This window comes from Cryobacterium sp. MDB2-A-1, from assembly GCF_004402675.1.
Lineage (GTDB): Bacteria > Actinomycetota > Actinomycetes > Actinomycetales > Microbacteriaceae > Cryobacterium > Cryobacterium glucosi.
Genome location: NZ_SOFK01000028.1, coordinates 345,291 through 363,808 on the forward strand (window position 1 = coordinate 345,291; position 18,518 = coordinate 363,808).

Consider the following 18,518-nt stretch of genomic DNA (forward strand, 5'->3'; position numbering starts at 1 on the left):
TGAGTGGACGGGGCAGGAATCGAACCTGCACTGTGGTGCCTTATCAGCGCGCCTCTACCGTTGGGCTACCCGTCCAGATGGGTGGTTACAATCGACGCCACCCGCGCCTGTTGGTCCCCGAGGCTTAGTCGGTCCCAACGCGGAATTCCAGATCCGCCCCCTACCGCTTTGCTATGCGGCGGGCACCCCTTCATTTCTTCGGGGTATCGCTGTTGAGTTCTCAATGTGCGTGCGGTCGCGCCCCAGGAATGCAGGCGGCCCGAGCCGTTTTAGGTTCGGCAAACCAGAACCCCGGACGCCGGCGAAAGCGACGGGGGCTGAGGGGTTATGAGGTGGGACGGTCCACGGGGAGGTGGTTGAACCAGTCCACGAGTTCGTCGTGGCCGATGAGGCGCTTTGACTTGGAGTAACGGGCTGTCAGATCCCCGCTGGCGATTGCCTGTTTGATCGGGAACACGGACAGGCCCACAGCGCGGGCCGCACCTTCCACGTCGTATGCGATGGGGGTCGGGGATGATTGGGCGTTCATGCCGTGACCTCAAGCCGGATGTTTCGGCGAGCACGAGCGAGGGCGTCTCCGCTTACTTCGAGGGGGACTGCGTAGCGCTTGGGGCTGGTTACTTCGATGATGCGCTCAACCGATGCGTGCAGGTTGTCAGCAACTTCGGACTCATTGACCCGCATGCGTGCGATAACGCGGTCGCTGGTGGTCATGCTGCAACATCCGTCCGGGAGATGAACTCGACCAGAGGAACGTTGAGGAAGGAGCACACGGCGGCAAGTTCATCCAGATTGAATGCCTTGCCGCCGTCGAGGCGTCTCCTGAGTGTCTTAACTGTGATGCCAGCTGCTTTCGCAACGGCGACTGTTGGAACAGCCTGGCGTGCTATCTCGGCGCGAAGCTCGGAGGTGATCCGGCTTCTTCTGTCTGTGTTGATTCCCATGTAAGAACAGTAACCCTAAATAGGAACTTGTCAAACCGTTTTGTCCCTTTTTTCCCAAATCTTGCCCACAGTCCCCAATCGGGGCATAATTTGGGCATGGCTAAAGGAACGAAACCCACACCAGGACCACTCACGCAAGAGGTCGCAGGGATACTGCGCGCAGAACTCGCGCGCCACCGGTTGCTACAAGGGCAACTGGCGGCAGCAACGGGAATATCCACAACCCAGCTATCCGGAATACTCAACGGACAGAAGCAAATAGATATCGAGCAGTTCGACAAGTTGGTTTGGGCGCTCGGGCTTGACTTCGTTGAAGTACTTCGGGATGCAGACTCGCACGCTGCTGACCGCCAACTAGGCGACGACTGGGTTGGGGATTCGCTCACCTAGTCATGTTCTCGGGCGGGTTCGATTCGATCCACGCCTGGATGTCCGTTCCGAGGATCACGACTGCGTTATCGATTCGGTGTGCCAGCAGCTTGCCGGTCTTGATCGCACGGGCGATGTCCTGCTTGCGGACACCAGCAGCTTTAGCAGCGTCGGTAAAGCTGTACCCAATTCTTTGCAATGTGTTCCCCAATGGTTCCCCGGCGAGGTCTCGGCGCGGGGTGCTTATAGGCTATGGCCCCGCTCCGACACTCGAACGTGTGTAGTCCTCATTAAAGGGGACCCCCGATCAGGGTTTTAGATGCGTCTAGCCCTGAACTGGGGGTGCGTCCAAGGGCATAAGCGCGGAGATTGCCGTCAGCGCCTTGTCTAGCTGCGTCCGGTCGACGGTCTGGTAGGCGCGGGTGACGGCGTAGGAGTTGTGTCCGAGGATCTTCATGATGATCGCTTCGGGCACGTTGGCCTCGAGTAGCAGGGATGCGGTGGTGTGTCGTGCAGCGTGTAGCGGGAAGCTTCCGACCCCTGCGCGTTTGAGTACGGCGTGCCATGCGAGGTTGTCCTGTGACGGGTCGAGTGGTGCGCCGTCGAGTGGTTGCCGGGTGCGCAGTGTGCCTTTCGCACCGCCCTTGTTCAGCTTGGGATCTTGGGTCCACAGCAGGCCGTGCGGGTTGGGTTCCGTCGCGGCTACGGCGATGCGTCGTTCGATGATGGTTCGGAGCGGTTCCACAAGGGGGATGATCCGCCAGCCTGCCGCCGACTTCGGGCGGGTGAGGCAGAGTCCGGTGGTGCCGAGTCGCCGGTATTCCCAGTCTGCGGGGTGCGTGATCTTCCGTTGCGGGCAGTCGGTGCCGCGCTTGCGTCCACAACTGCTGCCGCACCCATGTTCCCACGTGATGCGCTGCAACTGCCACGACAGGTCGAGGACATCGGTTACGCGGTCGAGTTCCAACCCGATCACTTCGCCTTGCCGCGCCCCAGTGAGTAGCGCCGTCGCCCAGCGTGACCCGAGCCGGTCGCCAGCTATCGCCTGTAGGACTTTCACGCCGTCAGCGGCGGTCATTACGCCAAGGTTTCCCACGGCCTTACGTGGGGCGTCAGCGAGCTTGGCGGGGTTCTTCGTGATGCGTGATTCGCGTTCGGCATAGTCAAGTGCGACGGCCAACATCCGGTGCGTGTTCATCGCCGTAGTCGAGGACAGGAAACCCTTGCTCGGGTCTTTCGGATCTTTCGGCTTCGAGGTGATGTAGTCGGCCACCCGGTAGATGTGAACGGCCGTCAACTTGTCCAGTCGGACCTTGCCGATCGCGGGGATGACGTAGTTGTTGATCTGTCCCCGGTACGAGCTTGCCGTGCGTGGGGCGATCTTCTTGAGCGCGATGGTGTCAAACCAGATGTTCATCCACTTCTCGACGGTGACGCTCGACGTTGAGAGATCGCCGTTCTTGAGATAGTCGCGCCTGGCGGTTTTCGCCTTCTCCTTCGCCGCACCCTCAGTCTTCGCGACGAGGACCTTGCGCCGGCGTGTGCCGTCACGGGAGGGGAGCTCGACGGGCACGCACCACATTCCATCGGATGCGCGCTGGTACGGTCGAGGCTCCCCCCTGGGACGGCGGGTCTTCTTCTCTGCTGGCCCTTCGGCACCCTTGGGTCGAGCGTTGGGCGGGGTCACTCGGTGGCCTTGGGGGTTGCATTCTCGGCGCGCAACTCGTCCTTGGTTGTCTCGATGCTGCGCCGGAACCGGGGGCTGATGTCCATGCGCTCGAGGGTTCGGAAGTAGTCGGCCTGGATGGGCGTCAACCCGTCGCTCACGCCTTGCCCCCATGCTCGCTCGCATCGTGCGCGTCCTTATCGGCCGCAGCAACCTCACGCCCTTCGAACCCGTTGCGGTAGTCGCCGAACCATGTGCACGACTCGCACCATGCCCGGTATGCCTCGTGCACTTCGGCGGTCACAGGGTGGCCTGCCATGCGCATCGGATTGACGTACTAGGGTACTTCCCCTTGAGCCAACGGCGCATCTCAACCAGGCCAGTGCCATAGGAGACTTCTGGCTGGTCCTCAGCGGTGTAGTAGTAGATCCATTTCCATGCGTACATGGCGGACCTATTGGGCATCTTGTACTGCTTGTATCGAGTGATGACCACTTCGGCGACTGCCAATTTTTCATCCATTTTATTTCTCCCGACTCTCGTTCGCTTCGTTCATCATCTGCGCGACCTTCAACATGATGGGGGGCCGCGCAACCCCGGGAAGTCTTCTCGAATGTGCAACCCATTCCGCGCTTGTCAGCGCGCCGAGCGGGGTGTGTCTTCTGCGCAAATCGGTTGATACGATCATGATGTTCCGTCCTCTTCTAGCGATTGGATGGGACTGGCCTCACGGATTCCTACGTCCGTGGGGCCTTCTTTGTTGCTGTACTTGAACCGTAGCACGACGTTAGCCTAAACGTAAGCCTAGCTATATACGGATTAGGTTCGCATACTCAGGATTGGGTCCCGTGTTTATACGGGTGGCCGGTGAATCATTGCCCCCTAAACCAGTAACAAGCGAGCTTCTAATCCGCTTGTCGTTGGTTCGATTCCAACCGGGGGCACCACACCACACCACGCACGGCATTTCCGCGCAGCGGATGCCACGACACCCATTCATCGGATCCGGAGCAGGCTTCCGGCGCCCAGCGGGTACTCTCCCGGCCGGGGTCCCGTGGCCTCGACCAGGATCGGCCCGCTTGACGCCCCGCGGTCCGTGGTGGGAAACCAGGGACGGCCGGGTGAGACGAGGATCAGCAGGCCGTCGGTGTCTCCGACCGGTGCGAAGCTGCGGCCGGGCTCACCGGCGTACGGCCGGACATCCGCTTCGGTCTTCAGGAATTCGGCCGTCGCAAGCACGTCGTCCGTCGCGACGCCGACCTCGCTGATGCAGAGCAGGTCGGCGCTCGTGAATGCGCCGCGGGTGTTGTTGTCGAGGTCGCGACGGACGATGAACTCGAGGACCGAGCGGTCCGGCCCGGTGAAGTAGAGCGAGCGGGCGTTCCAGGCTGCGAACTCGAACTCGTCGGCATCGGGAGTGCCGATCAGGGCGGATCGGGGCTCGAGCCACTGCCGGGCTGCTGCGAACGTGTTGGAGGGGATCGTGACGGCCAGGTGGTGCCGGCCGACGGCGTCCTGGTCCTCAGAGAGTTCGAGCAGGGTCGTCCCGATGCGCACCTCAATCGTGGTCGGTTCCCTGGCGACCGTCCTGTCGACCGTGAGGAGGAGGACGTTCTCGAAGAATTCCGCTGCTTCGCTCGTGTCCCGAATGCGCGCGGACACCTTCGTGATCTGCATGGCTCCAGTCAAAACCTCCGCGTGGATGAAACAAAGCCCGCCGGACACACCCCGCTGAACAAACGCCGCTGAACAAAGCACCTCTCGCCGGGCGGCCGGGCCGGCCGTTTTGATAGATTCGATGCATGGGAGAACTTCAGGCGCGCATCATCGCCGAACTGCATGTGTCACCGACAATTGATCCGGCTACCGAGATTCGACGACGGGTGGACTTTCTCAAGGAGTACCTGGTGGGCTCGGGTGCGAAGGGGCTGATCCTCGGCGTCAGCGGTGGACAGGACTCCTCCCTCGCCGGGCGACTGGCCCAGATCGCAATCGAGGAGCTCGACGACGCCGGACAGGAATTTGAGTTCGTCGCCGTACGGTTGCCGTATGCCGTGCAGCACGATGACGCCGATGGCGAACTCGCGCTCGACTTCATCCAGCCGCACACCGCGCTCACCTTCAACGTGCAGCGCGCGGTCGACGGCATCGCGGCCGAATACGAGGACAGCACCGGCGAGACCCTGCCTGACTTCGACAAGGGCAACACCAAGGCCAGGGAGCGGATGGTCGCCCAGTACGCCATCGCCGGGGCGCGCGGACTCCTCGTGATCGGCACCGATCACGCCGCAGAGGCCGTCACGGGCTTCTTCACCAAGTACGGGGACGGCGGCGCGGACGTGCTGCCGCTCACCGGCCTGACCAAGCGCCAGGGCAGGGCGCTCCTCATCGAACTCGGGGCGCCGAAGCACCTCTACCTCAAGGCGCCGACGGCCGACCTGCTCGACGGCAATCCCGGCCAGACCGATGAGGACAACCTCGGCCTGCGCTACGAGCAGATCGACGACTACCTCGAGGGCCTCCCCGTCGACGAGGAGGTCGCTGCGGCGATCGAGGCACGGTTCCTGAACACGGAGCACAAGCGCCAGGTTCCGGCATCCCTCTTCGACCAGTGGTGGCGCTGAGCCCCGTGGCACCTGCAGTACGTCCCGCCGGACGCCGTTAAGCACGAATCGCCCGGAGCATCGAATGCTCCGGGCGATCTGCGGTACTGCCTGACCTGAGCTACTGCCTGACTACGGCTGCCTGACTACGGGTGGTTGATCGGTGCCGGACGCACCTCGAGGGCCTGGACATCGTCGAGGAGGCGCTGGGTCTCCGTCGACGGCGTGGACTGGCTCGCCGCGTGCACACTCGGCGTGGGCGTTGCGGGGACGGGCGCTGCCGGAAGGGCCTCGTTGAACTGGTCGTGGTGCTGCTGGGCTGCCCACGCATCCTGCTGGGCGAGAAGGCTGGATTCCGAGGTGGAGTTCTGCGTCTTCCACCGGTCGAGGTCGCTCTGGAACACCTTGCGGGTACGGCGGGGCTTGTCCTGCCACTCGATCAGTCGATCGCGGAACTCCAGCAGGGCGGGCTCGAGCTGGTAGCCGAAGGTCGCCGAGGTGCGCTTGAGCTCGTTGAGCTGGTGCGAGGCCCAGTTGGCCGCGACGCCGGCGCCGGGAATCGGAAGCAGGCGAACCTGGATGTCGGCCTGGCCGACGGCACGGTCCGCCATGACCTGTTCCTGCGGGGTGAGCGAATTCCAGACGGATGCCTCGGTCGCGGCATCGATGAGGGCGCCGATGGCCGCAGCCTTGAGTTCCCTGTCGTGCTGGACGAGGAGCTGCTTGATGGCGCCGCGCCCGATCAGGGCCGTGAGAACGCCGGCGATCAGGATCGCGACAATGAACACTACGGCTGTGTTCACCACGGTCTGGTTGCTGGCTGCCGTGAGCCAGGATACGAAACTATTCCACCACGTCATGTGCGGCACTTTATCCTGAGCGCGGCGGGTTGGACGGCTTTGCCGACGGCGTGCCTCAATGTGGTCGGATATCTCACCGTGGCCACGGCGGGCTAGCGGAAGCAGTCCGCGGCATCCGCCAGCTGCCAGAAGGTGCCCAGATCGAGGGTGCGGGTGGCCGGGAGCAGCCGCCGGGCCGCGAAGGACTCTCCGCGGTCGTCGAGCTTGCGTTCGATGTGGCCGAGGACGGCGCCCGAACGGCCGGTGACCCGCCAGAGACCGTCTTTCACCGGGACGAGGGCGAGGCCGCGAACGGACGCGACCTCGGGGAGAGCGGCTCGAAGCGGGGCCAGGAACGGGGTGTCGGTCATGGGGTCCTCCGGTGCCGGGTGGCGGGGTCTCGGGTGGCTGGTGCTGTGCTCAGCACGCTACGGGGGACCCCCGACATTCGACCGGCTGCCCGGTCGGCACCGGTAAACGAGGACGTCAGGAGCGCTAAGGCAGCTGGATGGCGCCGGTGACTCCGGGACCGGCCAGGTCCAGGTCAACGGGGCGGTTGGCCCGCGCCGTCTGCGCCACCACGATTCCAGCGAGGACGAGCAGTGCGCCGAACGCCTGGACGCCGTCGAGTGTTTCCCCGAGCCAGAGGAATGCGAAGGCGAACGCGAAGATGACCTCAGACGCGGACACGATGCCCGCAGCCGTCGCGGTCAGGCGGGCGAGGGCCATATACGAGAGCAGGTACGGGGCGAAGGAGCCGAGCACCCCATTCCAGAGCAGGAGTGTCCAGAGCGGAGCTGCCACGGTCGCGAGGTTGCCGTGCAGGTGCACGGTTTCCGTGAGGAGTGCGGGGTCGATCTGCCACCATCCGCTGAACAGCAGCCAGAAGGCGCTCGCGAACAGCATCGACCAGAACGCGACGGCGAGGGGCGAGGAGGTTGCGACCTGGCGCTCTCCGACGAGGAAGTAGATCGCGAGGCAGATCGCCGCCGCGACGCCGGCGACGACCCCGAGCGTCGACAGCGGGCTCGCCCAGATCTGCGCGACGATGGCCATGCCCACGAGGACGCCCCCGATCGCCCACCAGATTCGTGGCTTGACGCGCTCCTTGAACACGAAACGCGCCACGAGGGCGATCAGGAGCACCCCGGAGTACTCGAGCATGAGCGCGATCCCGACGGGGAGCAGGCTGATCGCGACGGCGTAGAACCACTGGATGAGTGCGACCCCGGCGACGCCGAGCAGCGCCATGACGGCGAGCTGGCTCCTGTCGATGCGGAATGCCCGCCGGTTCGTCACGAGCAGGACGGCGCCCGCGAGCGCCATGATCACCGTGACCCTGACGAAGGTCAGCTGCGCAGGGGACAGCCCCGCCTCAACGATGACCTTCGTCGTCGAGCCGTTGAGCCCGAAGAGCAGGGACGCGAGGAGCGCGTACAGATACCCCAATCAGGAGTCCCGGCCGGTGCCGTGCACCGCGAACGGTTCGATGCCGGTGATCTCGGCCTCGCTGAGAGCCGGCGCGTCGAGGGCGGCGACGGTCTGTTCGAGCTGGTGAACGCTGCTTGCCCCGACGAGCACGCTCGTCACCTGCGGCTGACGCAGGATCCAGGTCACCGCCAGCTGGGCGAGGGTCTGGCCCCGGCCGAGCGCGATCTCGTTGAGGGCCCTTGCCCGCTCGAAATAGGTGTCCGTCAGGGCGTTCTCCGAAAGGAAACGGCTCGTCGCCGCGCGAGAGCCCTCCGGGACACTCCCGCCGAGGTAGCGGTCGGTGAGGAGACCCTGGGCGAGGGGGGAGAAGACGATGCTGCCGATGCCGAGCTCGTCGAGCACGGGGAAGAGGCCGTCCTCGATGTGCCGGTCGAACATGGAATACCGCGGCTGGTGGATGAGGAGCGGGATCCTGTGCTCGGCGAGTGCGGCGGCAGCGGCCCTGGTCTCCTCAGGGGAGTAGTTGGACACGCCGACGTAGAGCGCCTTGCCCTGCTGGACGGCGGTCGCGAGGGCGCCCATCGTCTCCTCGATCGGGGTCTCCGGGTCTGGACGGTGCGAGTAGAAGATGTCCACGTAGTCGAGGCCGAGGCGCCCGAGGCTCTGGTCGAGGGACGACAGCAGGTACTTGCGCGAACCGAAGTCGCCGTATGGTCCCGCCCACATGTCGTACCCGGCTTTGCTCGACACGATGATCTCGTCGCGGTACGGCCTGAAGTCCTCCGCGAAGACCCGGCCGAAGTTGGTTTCGGCAGCCCCATACGGCGGGCCGTAGTTGTTGGCGAGGTCGAAGTGGGTGACGCCGAGGTCGAAGGCCCTGCGGAGGATGGCCCGCTGGGTGTCGATGGGGCGTTCGTTTCCGAAGTTGTGCCAGAGGCCGAGCGACAGGGAAGGGAGCTTGAGGCCGCTCCGTCCGGTCCGGCGATAGGTCATGTCCGAATAGCGGTTCTCAGCGGCGACAAAGCTCATGGAATCACTCTAGGGCCGCAGGGGAGGGTCCCCTCCTCAACAGACATCCGTTCCGTGGCGTTTTCCCCGCACAGGGATGCCGCGGACCGTCCTCGCGCACGCGGCCGCACACTCGGGGGTGACCCGGGGGCGTCGGAGACAGGCACGAGCGTCGCCCCCGGGCCGACGCCGGGCGAGCGTCCGGCGACGACCAGGACGGGAGACCCATGAGCAACAGCATTACCGTGACCGGAATCGTGGCGACGACGCCGCGCCACCTCGTGACGAGCGCAGGCCTCGCGATCACCTCCTTCAGGCTGGCCTCCGGGCAGCGCCGGTACGACCGGACCCTGCACAGCTGGGTCGACGCCGACACGAACTGGTACACCGTGACCGCATTCCGTCACCTTGCGCACAACGTCGTGCGTTCGGTGCGGAAGGGCGAGCATGTCCTCGTCGCCGGGCAGCTTCGGGTGCGGGCGTGGCAGAACGCCGAACGATCCGGCACCTCCGTCGAGGTCGAGGCCGAGGCGGTCGGCCACGACCTGTCCTGGTGCACGACGAACTACCTGCGCCCGGTCACGGACGCGGCCGCGGTCCGGGGGCTCCCGACTGCGCCGGATCCGGCCGGCGCGTCGGGCGCTTCCTCCGGCGAGACAGTCCCGCCCGCCGGTGTCACGACCGTCGTCACTGGCGAGTCGGCCGTGCGGTCGGTTTAGACTCGATGGCACTGGCCGCACCGCGGCCTCGGGAGGACACACGTGCCGGCAGTACACAGGACGACAATCCGGCCCGTGGTCGCCGTCGTCATCGCCGGCCTTGTTGTCGCAGCCCTGGCCGGCTGCTCCGCAAGCACCGCTGAACCCACGCCCGTCGCGGCCACACCGACAAGCGTTCCGGTTGCCACCGCCACGGCGGCGCCGGCACCGGCCGTGCGGCCCGAACTCGGCGCCCAGGCGAACCTCGCATACTTCAACCAGGTCGCTGCGGCCGTTGATCCCGCGACGGGCGGTCGCGGCTTCGTGGACGCTCTCGTCGCCGCCGGATTCGACAAGGCGATGATGGAGGTCGGGTTCGACAAGACGAGCGTCAATCTCGACGCCGACTCCGTGCAATTCTCGGTCCGCTTCCCCGACGGCTGCCTGATCGGACAGAACGGGTCGAAGTCCGGCGGGTACCACAGCATGGTCACGTCCGCGATCTCGACCGGCCGGTGTCTGATCGGGGCCACGCGGCAAATAGACTGGTAAGCACTATGGCCGAATTTATTTATACGATGGTCCGCGCACGCAAGGCGGTAGGCGACAAGCTCATCCTCGACGACGTCACGATGTCGTTCTTCCCCGGCGCCAAAATTGGCATCGTCGGGCCGAACGGCGCCGGAAAGTCCACGATCCTCAAGATCATGGCCGGGCTCGACACCCCGAGCAACGGCGAGGCGAAACTCTCGCCCGGCTACAGCGTCGGCATCCTGATGCAGGAGCCGGAACTCGACGAGACCAAGACGGTCCTCGAGAACGTGCAGGAAGGCGTCGGCCCGATCAAGGCCAAGGTCGACCGGTTCAACGAGATCAGCGCCGCCCTCGGCGAACCCGACGCGGACTTCGACACCCTCCTCGCCGAAATGGGCACACTCCAGGAAGCCATCGACGCCGCCGACGCCTGGGACCTCGACTCCCAGCTCGAACAGGCGATGGATGCCCTCCGCACGCCGCCGGGAGACTCTGCCGTCGCCGACCTCTCCGGTGGTGAGAAGCGCCGCGTTGCACTGACGAAGCTCCTGCTGCAGAAGCCCGACCTGCTCCTCCTCGACGAGCCCACCAACCACCTCGACGCCGAAAGCGTGCTCTGGCTCGAGCAGCACCTCGCCCAGTACGCCGGCGCCGTGCTCGCCGTCACCCACGACCGGTACTTCCTCGACCACGTCGCCGAATGGATCGCCGAAGTCGACCGTGGCCACCTCTACCCCTACGAGGGCAACTACTCGACCTACCTTGAGAAGAAGCAGGAACGGCTCATGATCGCGGGCAAGAAGGACGCGAAGATGGCCAAGCGTCTCGCCGATGAACTCGAGTGGGTCCGCTCGAACGCGAAGGGTCGCCAGGCCAAGTCCAAGGCGCGTCTCGCCCGCTACGAGGAAATGGCCGCCGCGGCCGAGAGCACCCGCAAGCTCGACTTCGAGGAGATCCAGATCCCGGTCGGCCCGCGTCTCGGCGCCCAGGTCATCGACGCGAAGAAGCTGCACAAGGGCTTCGGCGACCGCGTGCTCATCGACGGACTCAGCTTCACGCTCCCGCGGAACGGCATCGTCGGCATCATCGGGCCGAACGGCGTGGGAAAGACGACCCTGTTCAAGACGATCGTCGGCAAGGAGCCGCTCGACGGCGGCGAGCTGAAGATCGGCGAGACCGTCGACATCTCCTACGTCGACCAGGACCGCACCGGAATCGACCCGAACAAGTCCCTCTGGGAGGTCGTCTCCGACGGCCAGGACTACATCCAGGTCGGCAAGACCGAGATCCCGTCCCGCGCCTACGTGTCGACCTTCGGATTCAAGGGACCCGACCAGCAGAAGAAGGCCGGCGTGCTCTCCGGTGGAGAGCGCAACCGCCTCAACCTCGCGCTCACACTCAAGCAGGGCGGAAACCTGCTGCTCCTGGATGAGCCGACTAACGACCTCGACGTCGAAACCCTCGGCTCCCTCGAGAACGCGCTCCTCGAGTTTCCCGGTTGCGCCGTGGTCATCACTCACGACCGGTGGTTCCTCGACCGGATCGCGACCCACATCCTCTCCTACGAGGGCACGGATGAGAACCCGGCGAGCTGGTACTGGTTCGAGGGAAACTTCGAGTCCTACGAGCAGAACAAGATCGAGAGGCTCGGCCCCGACGCCGCGAAGCCTCACCGGTCCGCGTACCGCAAGCTCACGCGCGACTAGGCCGGGAACGGGCCAGCGAGATGAAGCTGCACGTGCCGATCAGCCTGCGCTGGTCAGACCTCGATGCATACGGCCACGTCAACAACGCCTCGATGCTGCGCCTCCTCGAGGAGGCGCGCATCCAGGCGTTCTGGCTCGACGACGAGGTTGAGCCGGGCTCGGGGGCCGGGACCGCCGTTCTCGACGGCCGGCCGGGCGCGGCGACGCTGACCGTGATCGCGCGCCTCGAAGCCGAGTACCTGTTGTCGATCCCGTACCTGCGGCAGCCGGTGGACATCCGTCTCTGGCTCGGCAAGGTCGGCGGGGCGAGCCTCGAGGTGTGTTACGAGGTCTGGGGGCCGGTGGAGGCCGAGTCGGCGGTGCTGTACGCGCAGGCCAGCACCACGATCGTGCTCATCGATGCGGCGACCCAGCGCCCGCGCAAGATCACCGACGAGGAGCGTGCGGCGTGGCTGCCCTACCTCGAAGACCCGGTGCGATTCACCCGCAGGGCTGCCCTTCCGGAAGACTGAACTCCATACGTTCAGCTTGCGGTGACGGAGTCTCCCGAAACCGAGACGGTGATGCCGATCAGTGGCTTCGGGGCGGGGCCCGCGAGAACGGCGCCCGTTGCCGTGTCGAACTTCGAACCGTGACACGGGCAGTCGAAGGACGTGTCGACGAGCTTCACGATGCAGCCCTGGTGCGTGCACACGGCGCTGAAGGCCACGACCTTGCCTGCGGTTGGCTGGCTGACGAAGATGGCCTTGCCATTCAGGGCGGTCTCGATCGAGCCGCCGACCGGGATGTCGGAGAGCTTGGCGACCACGGTCCCGCCCGCAGACGATGTTGCGGCCCCGGTCGAACCTCCGGCCGATCCGGCGCCGGTGCCGCCCGTCGTGGTCGGGGCGCAGGCGGCCAGGGTCACGGCGGCGGTGCCTGCGGTGCCGATCAGCAGTGCGGTGCGGCGGGAGACCGCGGTGTCGTTCGTCATGATTCTCCTCGTGATGGTGGTCGTGGCGGTCGGTGACGGCGAATGGGCTGCTCCCCGTTCGCAAGCTGGCGCTACTCGTTAGGGTGCTACTAGTTACTACGAAACTGCCCGGTCATCGGTTCAAAGCCCATCACGGAAAATCGACGGACTTCGACAAAACCCGGCGGAAACTGAACGAACGGCGCAGCGAGCCCGTGTTAACGATAGGAGGTGTGCCGTGGCGGAGAAACCCGGACGCGGGGAGCGGCCCGTCGACGCGCGTGCCGACCTGCTGCGCGCCCTGCATGATGCGCACGCCGTGGCGCTCCGTCGGTACGTAACCCGGCTGACCGGGGATTCCGCCCTGGCCGATGACGTCGTGCAGGAGACCCTGTTGCGCGCCTGGCGACTGCCCCGGGTGCTCGACGATGCTGACTCTGCACGCGCCTGGCTCTTCACCGTCGCCCGCCACCTCGTCATCGACGAATGGCGTTCCGCCAGGAACCGCCACGAAATCAGCACAGACGAACTCCCCGAGCGTCTGACGAACGACGCGACGGCAGCGCTCCTCGATGCGTGGCTCGTGGCGGATGCCCTCGACGGCCTCTCCGCAGACCACCGGGCCGTGGTCGTCTTCGCCTACTACCGCGGACAGTCGGTCGCCGAGACCGCGCGCTCCCTCGACATCCCGGAGGGCACTGTGAAGTCGCGCCTGCACTACGCCCTGCGTGCCATGCGCCTGAGTCTCACCGAGAAGGGAGTGACCGAGCGATGACCACGACAGGATCCGGTGCATCAGACACCGGGCGCGTACCCAGGTCAGGGCGTGACCCGTACGCCGAGTGGGACGCCGCCTACGTGCTCGGCGCGCTCGCGACCGAAGAACGCCACGACTACGAACGCCACCTGCGCACGTGCGCGGACTGCACCCGTCGGGTTGCCGAGATCGCCGGGATCCCCGGTCTTCTCGGCCTCGTGCCGACCGCCGAGGTGTTGGAGACCGCGGCGTCACCGGGCGTCCTCCCTCGCAGCGACGGCCTGCCGCGGCTGCTCGATGCTGCGCGGCGGCGCAGGCGGCGCGGGCGGATACTGCAGGCCGGGCTCCTGCTCGCCGTGGCGGCCGTCGCTGCGACGGTCGCGATCGTGCTGCCGGCCCGGCTCGCCCCGGCGTCGATCGCGGAACCTCCCGGGGAGCTCGTCACACTGCACCAGGTGGTCCCGAACCCGCTGAGCGCGGATGTCCGCCTGGCGGCTCAGCCCGGCGGCACCCGCATAGACGGCTCGTGCAGCTATGGCCTGCCCGAATCCGGCACCGAATCCGGCACCGAATCCGGCACCGAATCCGGCACCGGCACCGGCGCCGCGGCCGAGCGGGCGTACGCGATGTTCGTCACGGACCGGAACGGGGAGGCGACGCAGGTCGCGAGCTGGCTCGCGGGTCCTGGCATGACGGTCCCCGTCGCGGGAACCACGAAACTGGACACCGACGAGATCGCGTCCGTCGACATCCGTTTGCAGCCCAACGGCATCGTGCTGCTCGCGGCCGAGCCCGGGGTGGAGCAGGCGCAGTAGTCCCGCGCAGTGATCCCGGGCCGGCTGCTATTCCTTGTTCGCGGGAACCCGGACCATGCCCTCCTGGGCAACGGTCGCGAGCAGGAGACCCTCACGGCTGTAGATGCTGCCGGTGGAGAGTCCTCGGCCGCCCTGGGCGGTGGGGGAGTCCTGGACGTAGAGCATCCACTCGTCGACGCGCCCGAAGCGGTGGAACCACATCGCGTGGTCGAGGCTCGCGACCTTGAGCCCCGGCGTCGACCACGCGATGCCGTGGCGGCGCATGACCGGCTCCATGATCGAGTAATCGCTCGCGTATGCGAGGGCGGCACGGTGCAGGTCGGGGTCGTCGGGAAGCGCGCCGAGGGTCTTCATCCACACGGCCTGGTGACTGGTGTGCTCGCCCTTGACCTGAAGGTAGATCGGCGAAGGCACGTGCCGCATGTCGAACGGGCGCTCGCTCGCCCAGTAGCGGGCGATGGTGTGGTCGACCTGGGCGAGGGACTCCGCTGCGGTCGGCAGCGACTCGGGGTCCGGCAACCCGGCCGGCATGTCGATGTGGTGTTCGAGGCCCTCGTCATCGTCCTGGAACGACGCGATCATCGAGAGGATCGGGTGGCCGTTCTGGTACGCCTGGGTGCGCCGGGTGGAGAAGGAACGGCCGTCGTGGATCCGGTCGACGGAGAACGTGATCGGCTGGCTGACGTCCCCCGGACGGAGGAAGTAGCCGTGCATCGAGTGCGGGTGGCGGTCGTCAGGCACCGTGCGCATCGCCGCGACGAGGGACTGGGCGAGAACCTGCCCGCCGAACACGCGGCCGAGGGGCATCCACTGCGACGGGCCGGTGAAGATGTCCTCGCTCGTGCGCGCCCCTGTGTCGGTCAGGTCGAGGGCGTTCAAGAGACCTTCCATCGGCATGTCCATGCGTCCTCCTCGGCAGTGTGTGCGAAGTCGGTATGAGCCTCGCCGTACCTTGGTAGTTTAGGAGCAGATGAGCCAGTCATTTATTCTCACGGATTCCTTTGCCCTCAGCGATCTGCAGGTCTACCTGTCGCGCGCCAGCCGTATCGAGGACGGTTCGGTGCGCCTGATTTCGGCCGCCGGCGCGCTCGCGGTGTACTCCGCGATCCTCTACCCGCGCGGCCTCCTCGACGGGAGCCCGACCGTGCTCGGCCTGCGCACCTTCGGCCTCGACGAACCCGTCGAACTCGACGCCGTCGTGCCGGTGCGTTCCCTGCTCGATCGGGTCGCCCGCCTCGCCGCCGCGGGAAGCGACCCGGAGGCGCCGGTCGCGGTGACCGTGCCGCTCGAGGTCACGACCGTGACCTGGGCCGGTATCTCCCCGCCCCGGGGCGGCTGGAAACTCCTCGGCGAGACGGATGCCGCGCTCCTGACGGGCGCTGCGGCCGCCGGTATCGACGAGGTCGCCTCCACCGTGCCGCGGGACTCGGGCGCGCAGGTCGTGCAGCGGGTCCGTGCAGAGGTCTGGGGTCGCCCGATCGCGGGACTCGAGATCGTTCCGGCCGGGGCGGCGTTCGCGGCGGTGAGTCTCGGCTTCCTGCCCAAGGACGAACCGGTGCGGCTCTTCGAGACCGGGCCCTGGACCCGGCTCAGCACGAGCCGCGGCCACATCCTCGTGCGTCGCAAGCCCTGGTCGTTGCGCGCCTGACCCGTGCCCGGGAATTCCGGTTGTCCCTCCCGGATCGCGGACTACGATGAACGCGATGACGGAACGAACCAGGGTTGAGCTCGGGCGCCGCGAGGACCTCGGTGCCGACTGCGCCAGGTGCTTCGGACTCTGCTGCGTCGCCCTGGCGTTCACCAGGTCCGCCGACTTCCCGTTCGACAAGCCGGCCGGCGATCCCTGCGAGAACCTCGACGAACGCGACGCGTGCCGCGTGCACGCGGAGTTGCGTCCCCGGGGATTCACCGGCTGCACCGTGTTCGACTGTTTCGGTGCCGGCCAGAAAGTCTCGCAGCAGACCTTCGCCGGCCGGTCCTGGCGGGACGATCCCGGGACCAGGGACGCCATGTTCGCGATCTTCCCGATCGTTCGGCGGCTGCACGAACTCCTCTGGTACCTCGAGCAGGCGATCAGCCTTGTCGGGGACACGGGTGATCCGGCTCCGCTGATGTCGCGTTTCGATCGCGTCAGCGCGCTCAGCCGGGAGCAACCGGATCGGCTCGCGGGCCTCGACGTCGACGCGGAGTACGACGCGGCCCGGCCGCTGCTCCTCCAGGCGAGCGAGGACGCGCGCAGGGGAATCCTCGGCGAAACCCGGGATCGAGGAGTTCGGCGCCGGCTCGGCCCGGGGAGAGACCTGGCGGGCGCGGCACTCACCGGTGCGGACCTTCGTGGACTGAGCCTGCGCGGCTCCCTCCTGATCGGAGCGGATCTCAGCGGAGCCCGGCTGTCGTACTGCGACCTCCTCGGCGTCGACCTTCGCAACGCGAACTTGGCCGGAGCGGACCTCGCAGGCGCGATCTACCTGACCCAGATGCAGGTCAGCAGCGCCAGAGGCGACCAGCTCACCGTCCTGCCCCGGGGATTCGTGCGCCCAGCGCACTGGAGCGCGGGCGAGCAGAACCGCCCGTGAGACGGTATCTCAGATACTGAGGTGCTCAGGGGGTGATCCGGCGTCGTCACCGGACGCGAGCAGTGCCGCCCAGATGTCGGCGCGGGCGTGGAAGGTGCCGAAGTCACGGCCGAGGAGCGCCTCGGCCTGGCTCACCCGGGCGCGCACGGTGTGCCGGTGCACACCGAGCTCGGTGGCCGCTGGACCGAATTGCCCGTTGTGCTCCAGCCAGACCCGGAGCGTGCGGACGAGTTCGGTGCCGTGGACGGCGTCGTGCGCCGTGAGCGGCTGGAGCGTCGCGCGTCCGACCTCCGAGGCATCCGTGCCGGCGAGGAACGCGAGAACGCCCTGTCGGGAGATCACGTCGAATTCGACGATGCCTGGCGCGCCCTCGTGCGAGCGTTCGAGGGCCTGGCGGGCCTGGGCGAGGGCGTGCGGCAGCTCACGGTACCTGGTCCGGTCGGAGAGCCCGAGGTGCAACCCGAAGCCGACGAGCTCATCGAGCAGGGGCCCGGCAGTGGCGTCGACGCACAGGACTACGAGGCCGCCCTGGCGCGCGAAGAACAGGTGTCCAGGGCTCTCCTCCACCCGGAGCTCGAGGAACTCGGTCAGGGCGTCCAGCCGCCCTGGCGCGGGGTCGGTCACGGCGACCCGTACCGGCTCGAACGGGAGTGGCCCCCACATCTCCCCGGAGGTCGCCTGCACGAGGTCGACGTCGCCGCCGAGCAGCGCGTGCAGCAGCCCGGACCTGAGGAGCCCGCGCGCCCGGTCGAGTGCACTGTTCTGCTCGAGCGCGAGCCCCGCGAGCGCGATCACGCTCGTCACGACCTCCTGGCTGGCTTGGTCGAGCTCGCCGGGACCCCCGTGGGCGAGGACGCCGCGCAGCTGGTCGCGTCGACCCAGGGTCTGCAGGGTCAGCGTCTCTCCGCCGGTCGAAACCGACGTGCTGGCCCGCTGCCCGCGCCGGATCAACTGGGCTGCCTCGCGCTGCACCCGGTCGAGAGAGCCGCGTGAAGCGGATGCGCCCGCGAAGGTGTCCCGGGGGAAGACCCGGTCGAGGGCGCCGCTCATGTCGAAGAGCGCGACCCAGTGGCCGAGTTGCCGCGAAAGCTCGCTGAGGGTCGCGCTGAGGCCGTCCGGGCGGAGCGCCGCGAGCGCGATGGCCCGCTGGGCGCCGAGCGCCCAGGTGCTCCTGGCATAGCGGAGTTCGGCGACGAGGTCGCCGGCGGCCCGGGCGACGGCGATGAACGGCGTCTCGTACGGCACTTCGACGAGGGGGAGTCCGCGGGACTGGCAGGCCGCGACGAGGGCGTCGGGGGTGCCGGAGCGGAGGACTTCCGTGCCGAAGCCGAGGCAGACGATGCCGCGGTCGCGCAGCCGGGTCACGTAGTCGACGTAGAACGCGTCCGTGACAGCCTCCGCGAACTGGCGTCCTGTCGTCAGCAGTACCTGGTGTGCTGACAGGAACGGGGTCGGGTCGGCGAGGTCTGAGCTGTGCACCCATTCGACGGGCTGGTCGAGGGCGTGCGGCGGCAGGCCGGCCTCCGGAGTGAGCAGCCGCAACCGCAGGTCCGGCCGGTCGAGGAGGCGGCGCAGCCCCGGCAGCGGCGGCGGTGCGTTGAGCGGGGGCATGCGCCGAGT

Annotated in this window: 25 protein-coding genes and 2 tRNA genes; 11 read left to right on the forward strand and 16 right to left on the reverse strand. The window is 67.0% G+C overall.

Annotated elements, in window-relative coordinates:
* Positions 1-4: 4 nt before the first annotated feature.
* The 4 genes from E3O39_RS18980 to E3O39_RS10880 form a co-directional block, all read right to left on the reverse strand.
* A tRNA-OTHER gene (locus E3O39_RS18980) sits at positions 5-75 on the reverse strand.
* A 250-nt stretch (positions 76-325) separates the two neighbouring features.
* Positions 326-529 carry a hypothetical protein gene (locus E3O39_RS10870; RefSeq protein WP_134447801.1) on the reverse strand — a complete coding sequence of 68 codons (204 nt, stop codon included), beginning with the start codon at positions 527-529 and terminating at the stop codon, positions 326-328.
* Positions 526-714: a hypothetical protein gene (locus E3O39_RS10875; protein ID WP_134447803.1), complete on the reverse strand. Its 189-nt coding sequence runs from the start codon at positions 712-714 to the stop codon at positions 526-528. The genes E3O39_RS10870 and E3O39_RS10875 overlap by 4 nt, the downstream gene beginning before the upstream one ends.
* Complete coding sequence (locus E3O39_RS10880; RefSeq protein ID WP_134447805.1) at positions 711-944, reverse strand: helix-turn-helix domain-containing protein; 234 nt, start codon at positions 942-944, stop codon at positions 711-713. The genes E3O39_RS10875 and E3O39_RS10880 overlap by 4 nt, the downstream gene beginning before the upstream one ends.
* A gap of 96 nt (positions 945-1,040) precedes the next feature.
* On the opposite strand from E3O39_RS10880, the gene E3O39_RS10885 reads away from it, so the two are divergent.
* Positions 1,041-1,334: a helix-turn-helix domain-containing protein gene (locus E3O39_RS10885; protein ID WP_134447807.1), complete on the forward strand. Its 294-nt coding sequence runs from the start codon at positions 1,041-1,043 to the stop codon at positions 1,332-1,334.
* Here E3O39_RS10885 and E3O39_RS19870 read toward each other — a convergent pair.
* The 4 genes from E3O39_RS19870 to E3O39_RS10895 all read right to left on the reverse strand — a co-directional run bounded on the left by E3O39_RS19870 (position 1,327) and on the right by E3O39_RS10895 (position 3,501).
* Positions 1,327-1,524 carry a helix-turn-helix domain-containing protein gene (locus E3O39_RS19870; RefSeq protein WP_370294820.1) on the reverse strand — a complete coding sequence of 66 codons (198 nt, stop codon included), beginning with the start codon at positions 1,522-1,524 and terminating at the stop codon, positions 1,327-1,329. The two genes, E3O39_RS10885 and E3O39_RS19870, sit on opposite strands and share 8 nt — an antisense overlap.
* 114 nt (positions 1,525-1,638) lie before the next feature.
* A complete protein-coding gene (locus E3O39_RS10890; RefSeq protein ID WP_166787319.1) occupies positions 1,639-2,886 on the reverse strand; it encodes a site-specific integrase in 1,248 nt (415 codons plus the stop codon).
* Positions 2,887-2,996: 110 nt separating this feature from the next.
* Positions 2,997-3,140, reverse strand: a complete 144-nt coding sequence (locus E3O39_RS18985; protein ID WP_166787320.1) for a hypothetical protein — start codon at positions 3,138-3,140, stop codon at positions 2,997-2,999.
* A 139-nt stretch (positions 3,141-3,279) separates the two neighbouring features.
* Positions 3,280-3,501 (reverse strand): hypothetical protein, encoded by a 222-nt coding sequence (locus E3O39_RS10895; protein WP_134447811.1) that lies wholly within the window; start codon positions 3,499-3,501, stop codon positions 3,280-3,282.
* 355 nt (positions 3,502-3,856) lie between these two features.
* On the opposite strand from E3O39_RS10895, the gene E3O39_RS10900 reads away from it, so the two are divergent.
* Positions 3,857-3,926, forward strand: a tRNA-Ser gene (locus E3O39_RS10900).
* Between the two features lie 49 nt (positions 3,927-3,975).
* Here E3O39_RS10900 and E3O39_RS10905 read toward each other — a convergent pair.
* Complete coding sequence (locus E3O39_RS10905; protein WP_134447813.1) at positions 3,976-4,656, reverse strand: VOC family protein; 681 nt, start codon at positions 4,654-4,656, stop codon at positions 3,976-3,978.
* A gap of 125 nt (positions 4,657-4,781) precedes the next feature.
* On the opposite strand from E3O39_RS10905, the gene nadE reads away from it, so the two are divergent.
* Entirely contained in the window at positions 4,782-5,603 is an 822-nt protein-coding gene (gene nadE / locus E3O39_RS10910) for an ammonia-dependent NAD(+) synthetase (protein WP_134447815.1), read from the forward strand.
* Between the two features lie 125 nt (positions 5,604-5,728).
* Here nadE and E3O39_RS10915 read toward each other — a convergent pair whose 3' ends face one another.
* From E3O39_RS10915 to E3O39_RS10930, 4 genes are all read right to left on the reverse strand, one after another.
* Positions 5,729-6,442 (reverse strand): hypothetical protein, encoded by a 714-nt coding sequence (locus E3O39_RS10915; RefSeq protein WP_134447817.1) that lies wholly within the window; start codon positions 6,440-6,442, stop codon positions 5,729-5,731.
* A 92-nt stretch (positions 6,443-6,534) separates the two neighbouring features.
* Entirely contained in the window at positions 6,535-6,792 is a 258-nt protein-coding gene (locus tag E3O39_RS10920; protein ID WP_134447819.1) for a hypothetical protein, read from the reverse strand.
* A 124-nt stretch (positions 6,793-6,916) separates the two neighbouring features.
* Complete coding sequence (locus tag E3O39_RS10925) at positions 6,917-7,870, reverse strand: DMT family transporter (protein ID WP_134447821.1); 954 nt, start codon at positions 7,868-7,870, stop codon at positions 6,917-6,919.
* The gene (locus E3O39_RS10930; RefSeq protein WP_134447823.1) at positions 7,871-8,881 is read right to left on the reverse strand and encodes an aldo/keto reductase; all 1,011 of its coding nucleotides are present in this window, start codon (positions 8,879-8,881) and stop codon (positions 7,871-7,873) included. It lies immediately after the preceding gene.
* A gap of 206 nt (positions 8,882-9,087) precedes the next feature.
* Here E3O39_RS10930 and E3O39_RS10935 point away from each other — a divergent pair, with 206 nt between their 5' ends.
* The 4 genes from E3O39_RS10935 (at position 9,088) to E3O39_RS10950 (ending at position 12,310) form a co-directional block, all read left to right on the forward strand.
* The gene (locus E3O39_RS10935; protein WP_134447824.1) at positions 9,088-9,579 is read left to right on the forward strand and encodes a single-stranded DNA-binding protein; all 492 of its coding nucleotides are present in this window, start codon (positions 9,088-9,090) and stop codon (positions 9,577-9,579) included.
* 75 nt (positions 9,580-9,654) lie between these two features.
* On the forward strand, positions 9,655-10,110 hold the full coding sequence (locus E3O39_RS10940) for a hypothetical protein (RefSeq protein ID WP_241975440.1): 456 nt from the start codon (positions 9,655-9,657) through the stop codon (positions 10,108-10,110).
* Positions 10,111-10,115: 5 nt separating this feature from the next.
* Positions 10,116-11,798, forward strand: a complete 1,683-nt coding sequence (gene ettA / locus E3O39_RS10945) for an energy-dependent translational throttle protein EttA (RefSeq protein ID WP_134447826.1) — start codon at positions 10,116-10,118, stop codon at positions 11,796-11,798.
* Positions 11,799-11,818: 20 nt separating this feature from the next.
* On the forward strand, positions 11,819-12,310 hold the full coding sequence (locus tag E3O39_RS10950) for a thioesterase family protein (protein WP_134447828.1): 492 nt from the start codon (positions 11,819-11,821) through the stop codon (positions 12,308-12,310).
* Between the two features lie 11 nt (positions 12,311-12,321).
* On the opposite strand, the gene E3O39_RS10955 is transcribed toward E3O39_RS10950, so the two are convergent.
* The gene (locus E3O39_RS10955; protein ID WP_134447830.1) at positions 12,322-12,771 is read right to left on the reverse strand and encodes a ubiquinol-cytochrome c reductase iron-sulfur subunit; all 450 of its coding nucleotides are present in this window, start codon (positions 12,769-12,771) and stop codon (positions 12,322-12,324) included.
* Positions 12,772-12,988: 217 nt separating this feature from the next.
* Between E3O39_RS10955 and E3O39_RS10960 the strand changes: the two genes are divergently transcribed.
* Positions 12,989-13,525 carry a sigma-70 family RNA polymerase sigma factor gene (locus tag E3O39_RS10960; protein ID WP_134447832.1) on the forward strand — a complete coding sequence of 179 codons (537 nt, stop codon included), beginning with the start codon at positions 12,989-12,991 and terminating at the stop codon, positions 13,523-13,525.
* On the forward strand, positions 13,522-14,322 hold the full coding sequence (locus E3O39_RS10965; protein WP_134447834.1) for an anti-sigma factor: 801 nt from the start codon (positions 13,522-13,524) through the stop codon (positions 14,320-14,322). The genes E3O39_RS10960 and E3O39_RS10965 overlap by 4 nt, the downstream gene beginning before the upstream one ends.
* Before the next feature lie 27 nt (positions 14,323-14,349).
* Here the strand turns inward: E3O39_RS10965 and E3O39_RS10970 are convergent, their stop codons facing one another.
* Positions 14,350-15,225 (reverse strand): acyl-CoA thioesterase II, encoded by an 876-nt coding sequence (locus tag E3O39_RS10970; RefSeq protein ID WP_241975439.1) that lies wholly within the window; start codon positions 15,223-15,225, stop codon positions 14,350-14,352.
* A gap of 67 nt (positions 15,226-15,292) precedes the next feature.
* Between E3O39_RS10970 and E3O39_RS10975 the strand changes: the two genes are divergently transcribed.
* Positions 15,293-15,970, forward strand: coding sequence for a hypothetical protein (locus E3O39_RS10975; protein ID WP_134447836.1), 678 nt, complete (start codon positions 15,293-15,295; stop codon positions 15,968-15,970).
* Between the two features lie 55 nt (positions 15,971-16,025).
* Positions 16,026-16,898 carry a pentapeptide repeat-containing protein gene (locus E3O39_RS10980; RefSeq protein ID WP_134447837.1) on the forward strand — a complete coding sequence of 291 codons (873 nt, stop codon included), beginning with the start codon at positions 16,026-16,028 and terminating at the stop codon, positions 16,896-16,898.
* A 9-nt stretch (positions 16,899-16,907) separates the two neighbouring features.
* On the opposite strand, the gene E3O39_RS10985 is transcribed toward E3O39_RS10980, so the two are convergent.
* The gene (locus E3O39_RS10985; protein ID WP_134447839.1) at positions 16,908-18,509 is read right to left on the reverse strand and encodes a PucR family transcriptional regulator; all 1,602 of its coding nucleotides are present in this window, start codon (positions 18,507-18,509) and stop codon (positions 16,908-16,910) included.
* Positions 18,510-18,518: the final 9 nt, after the last annotated feature.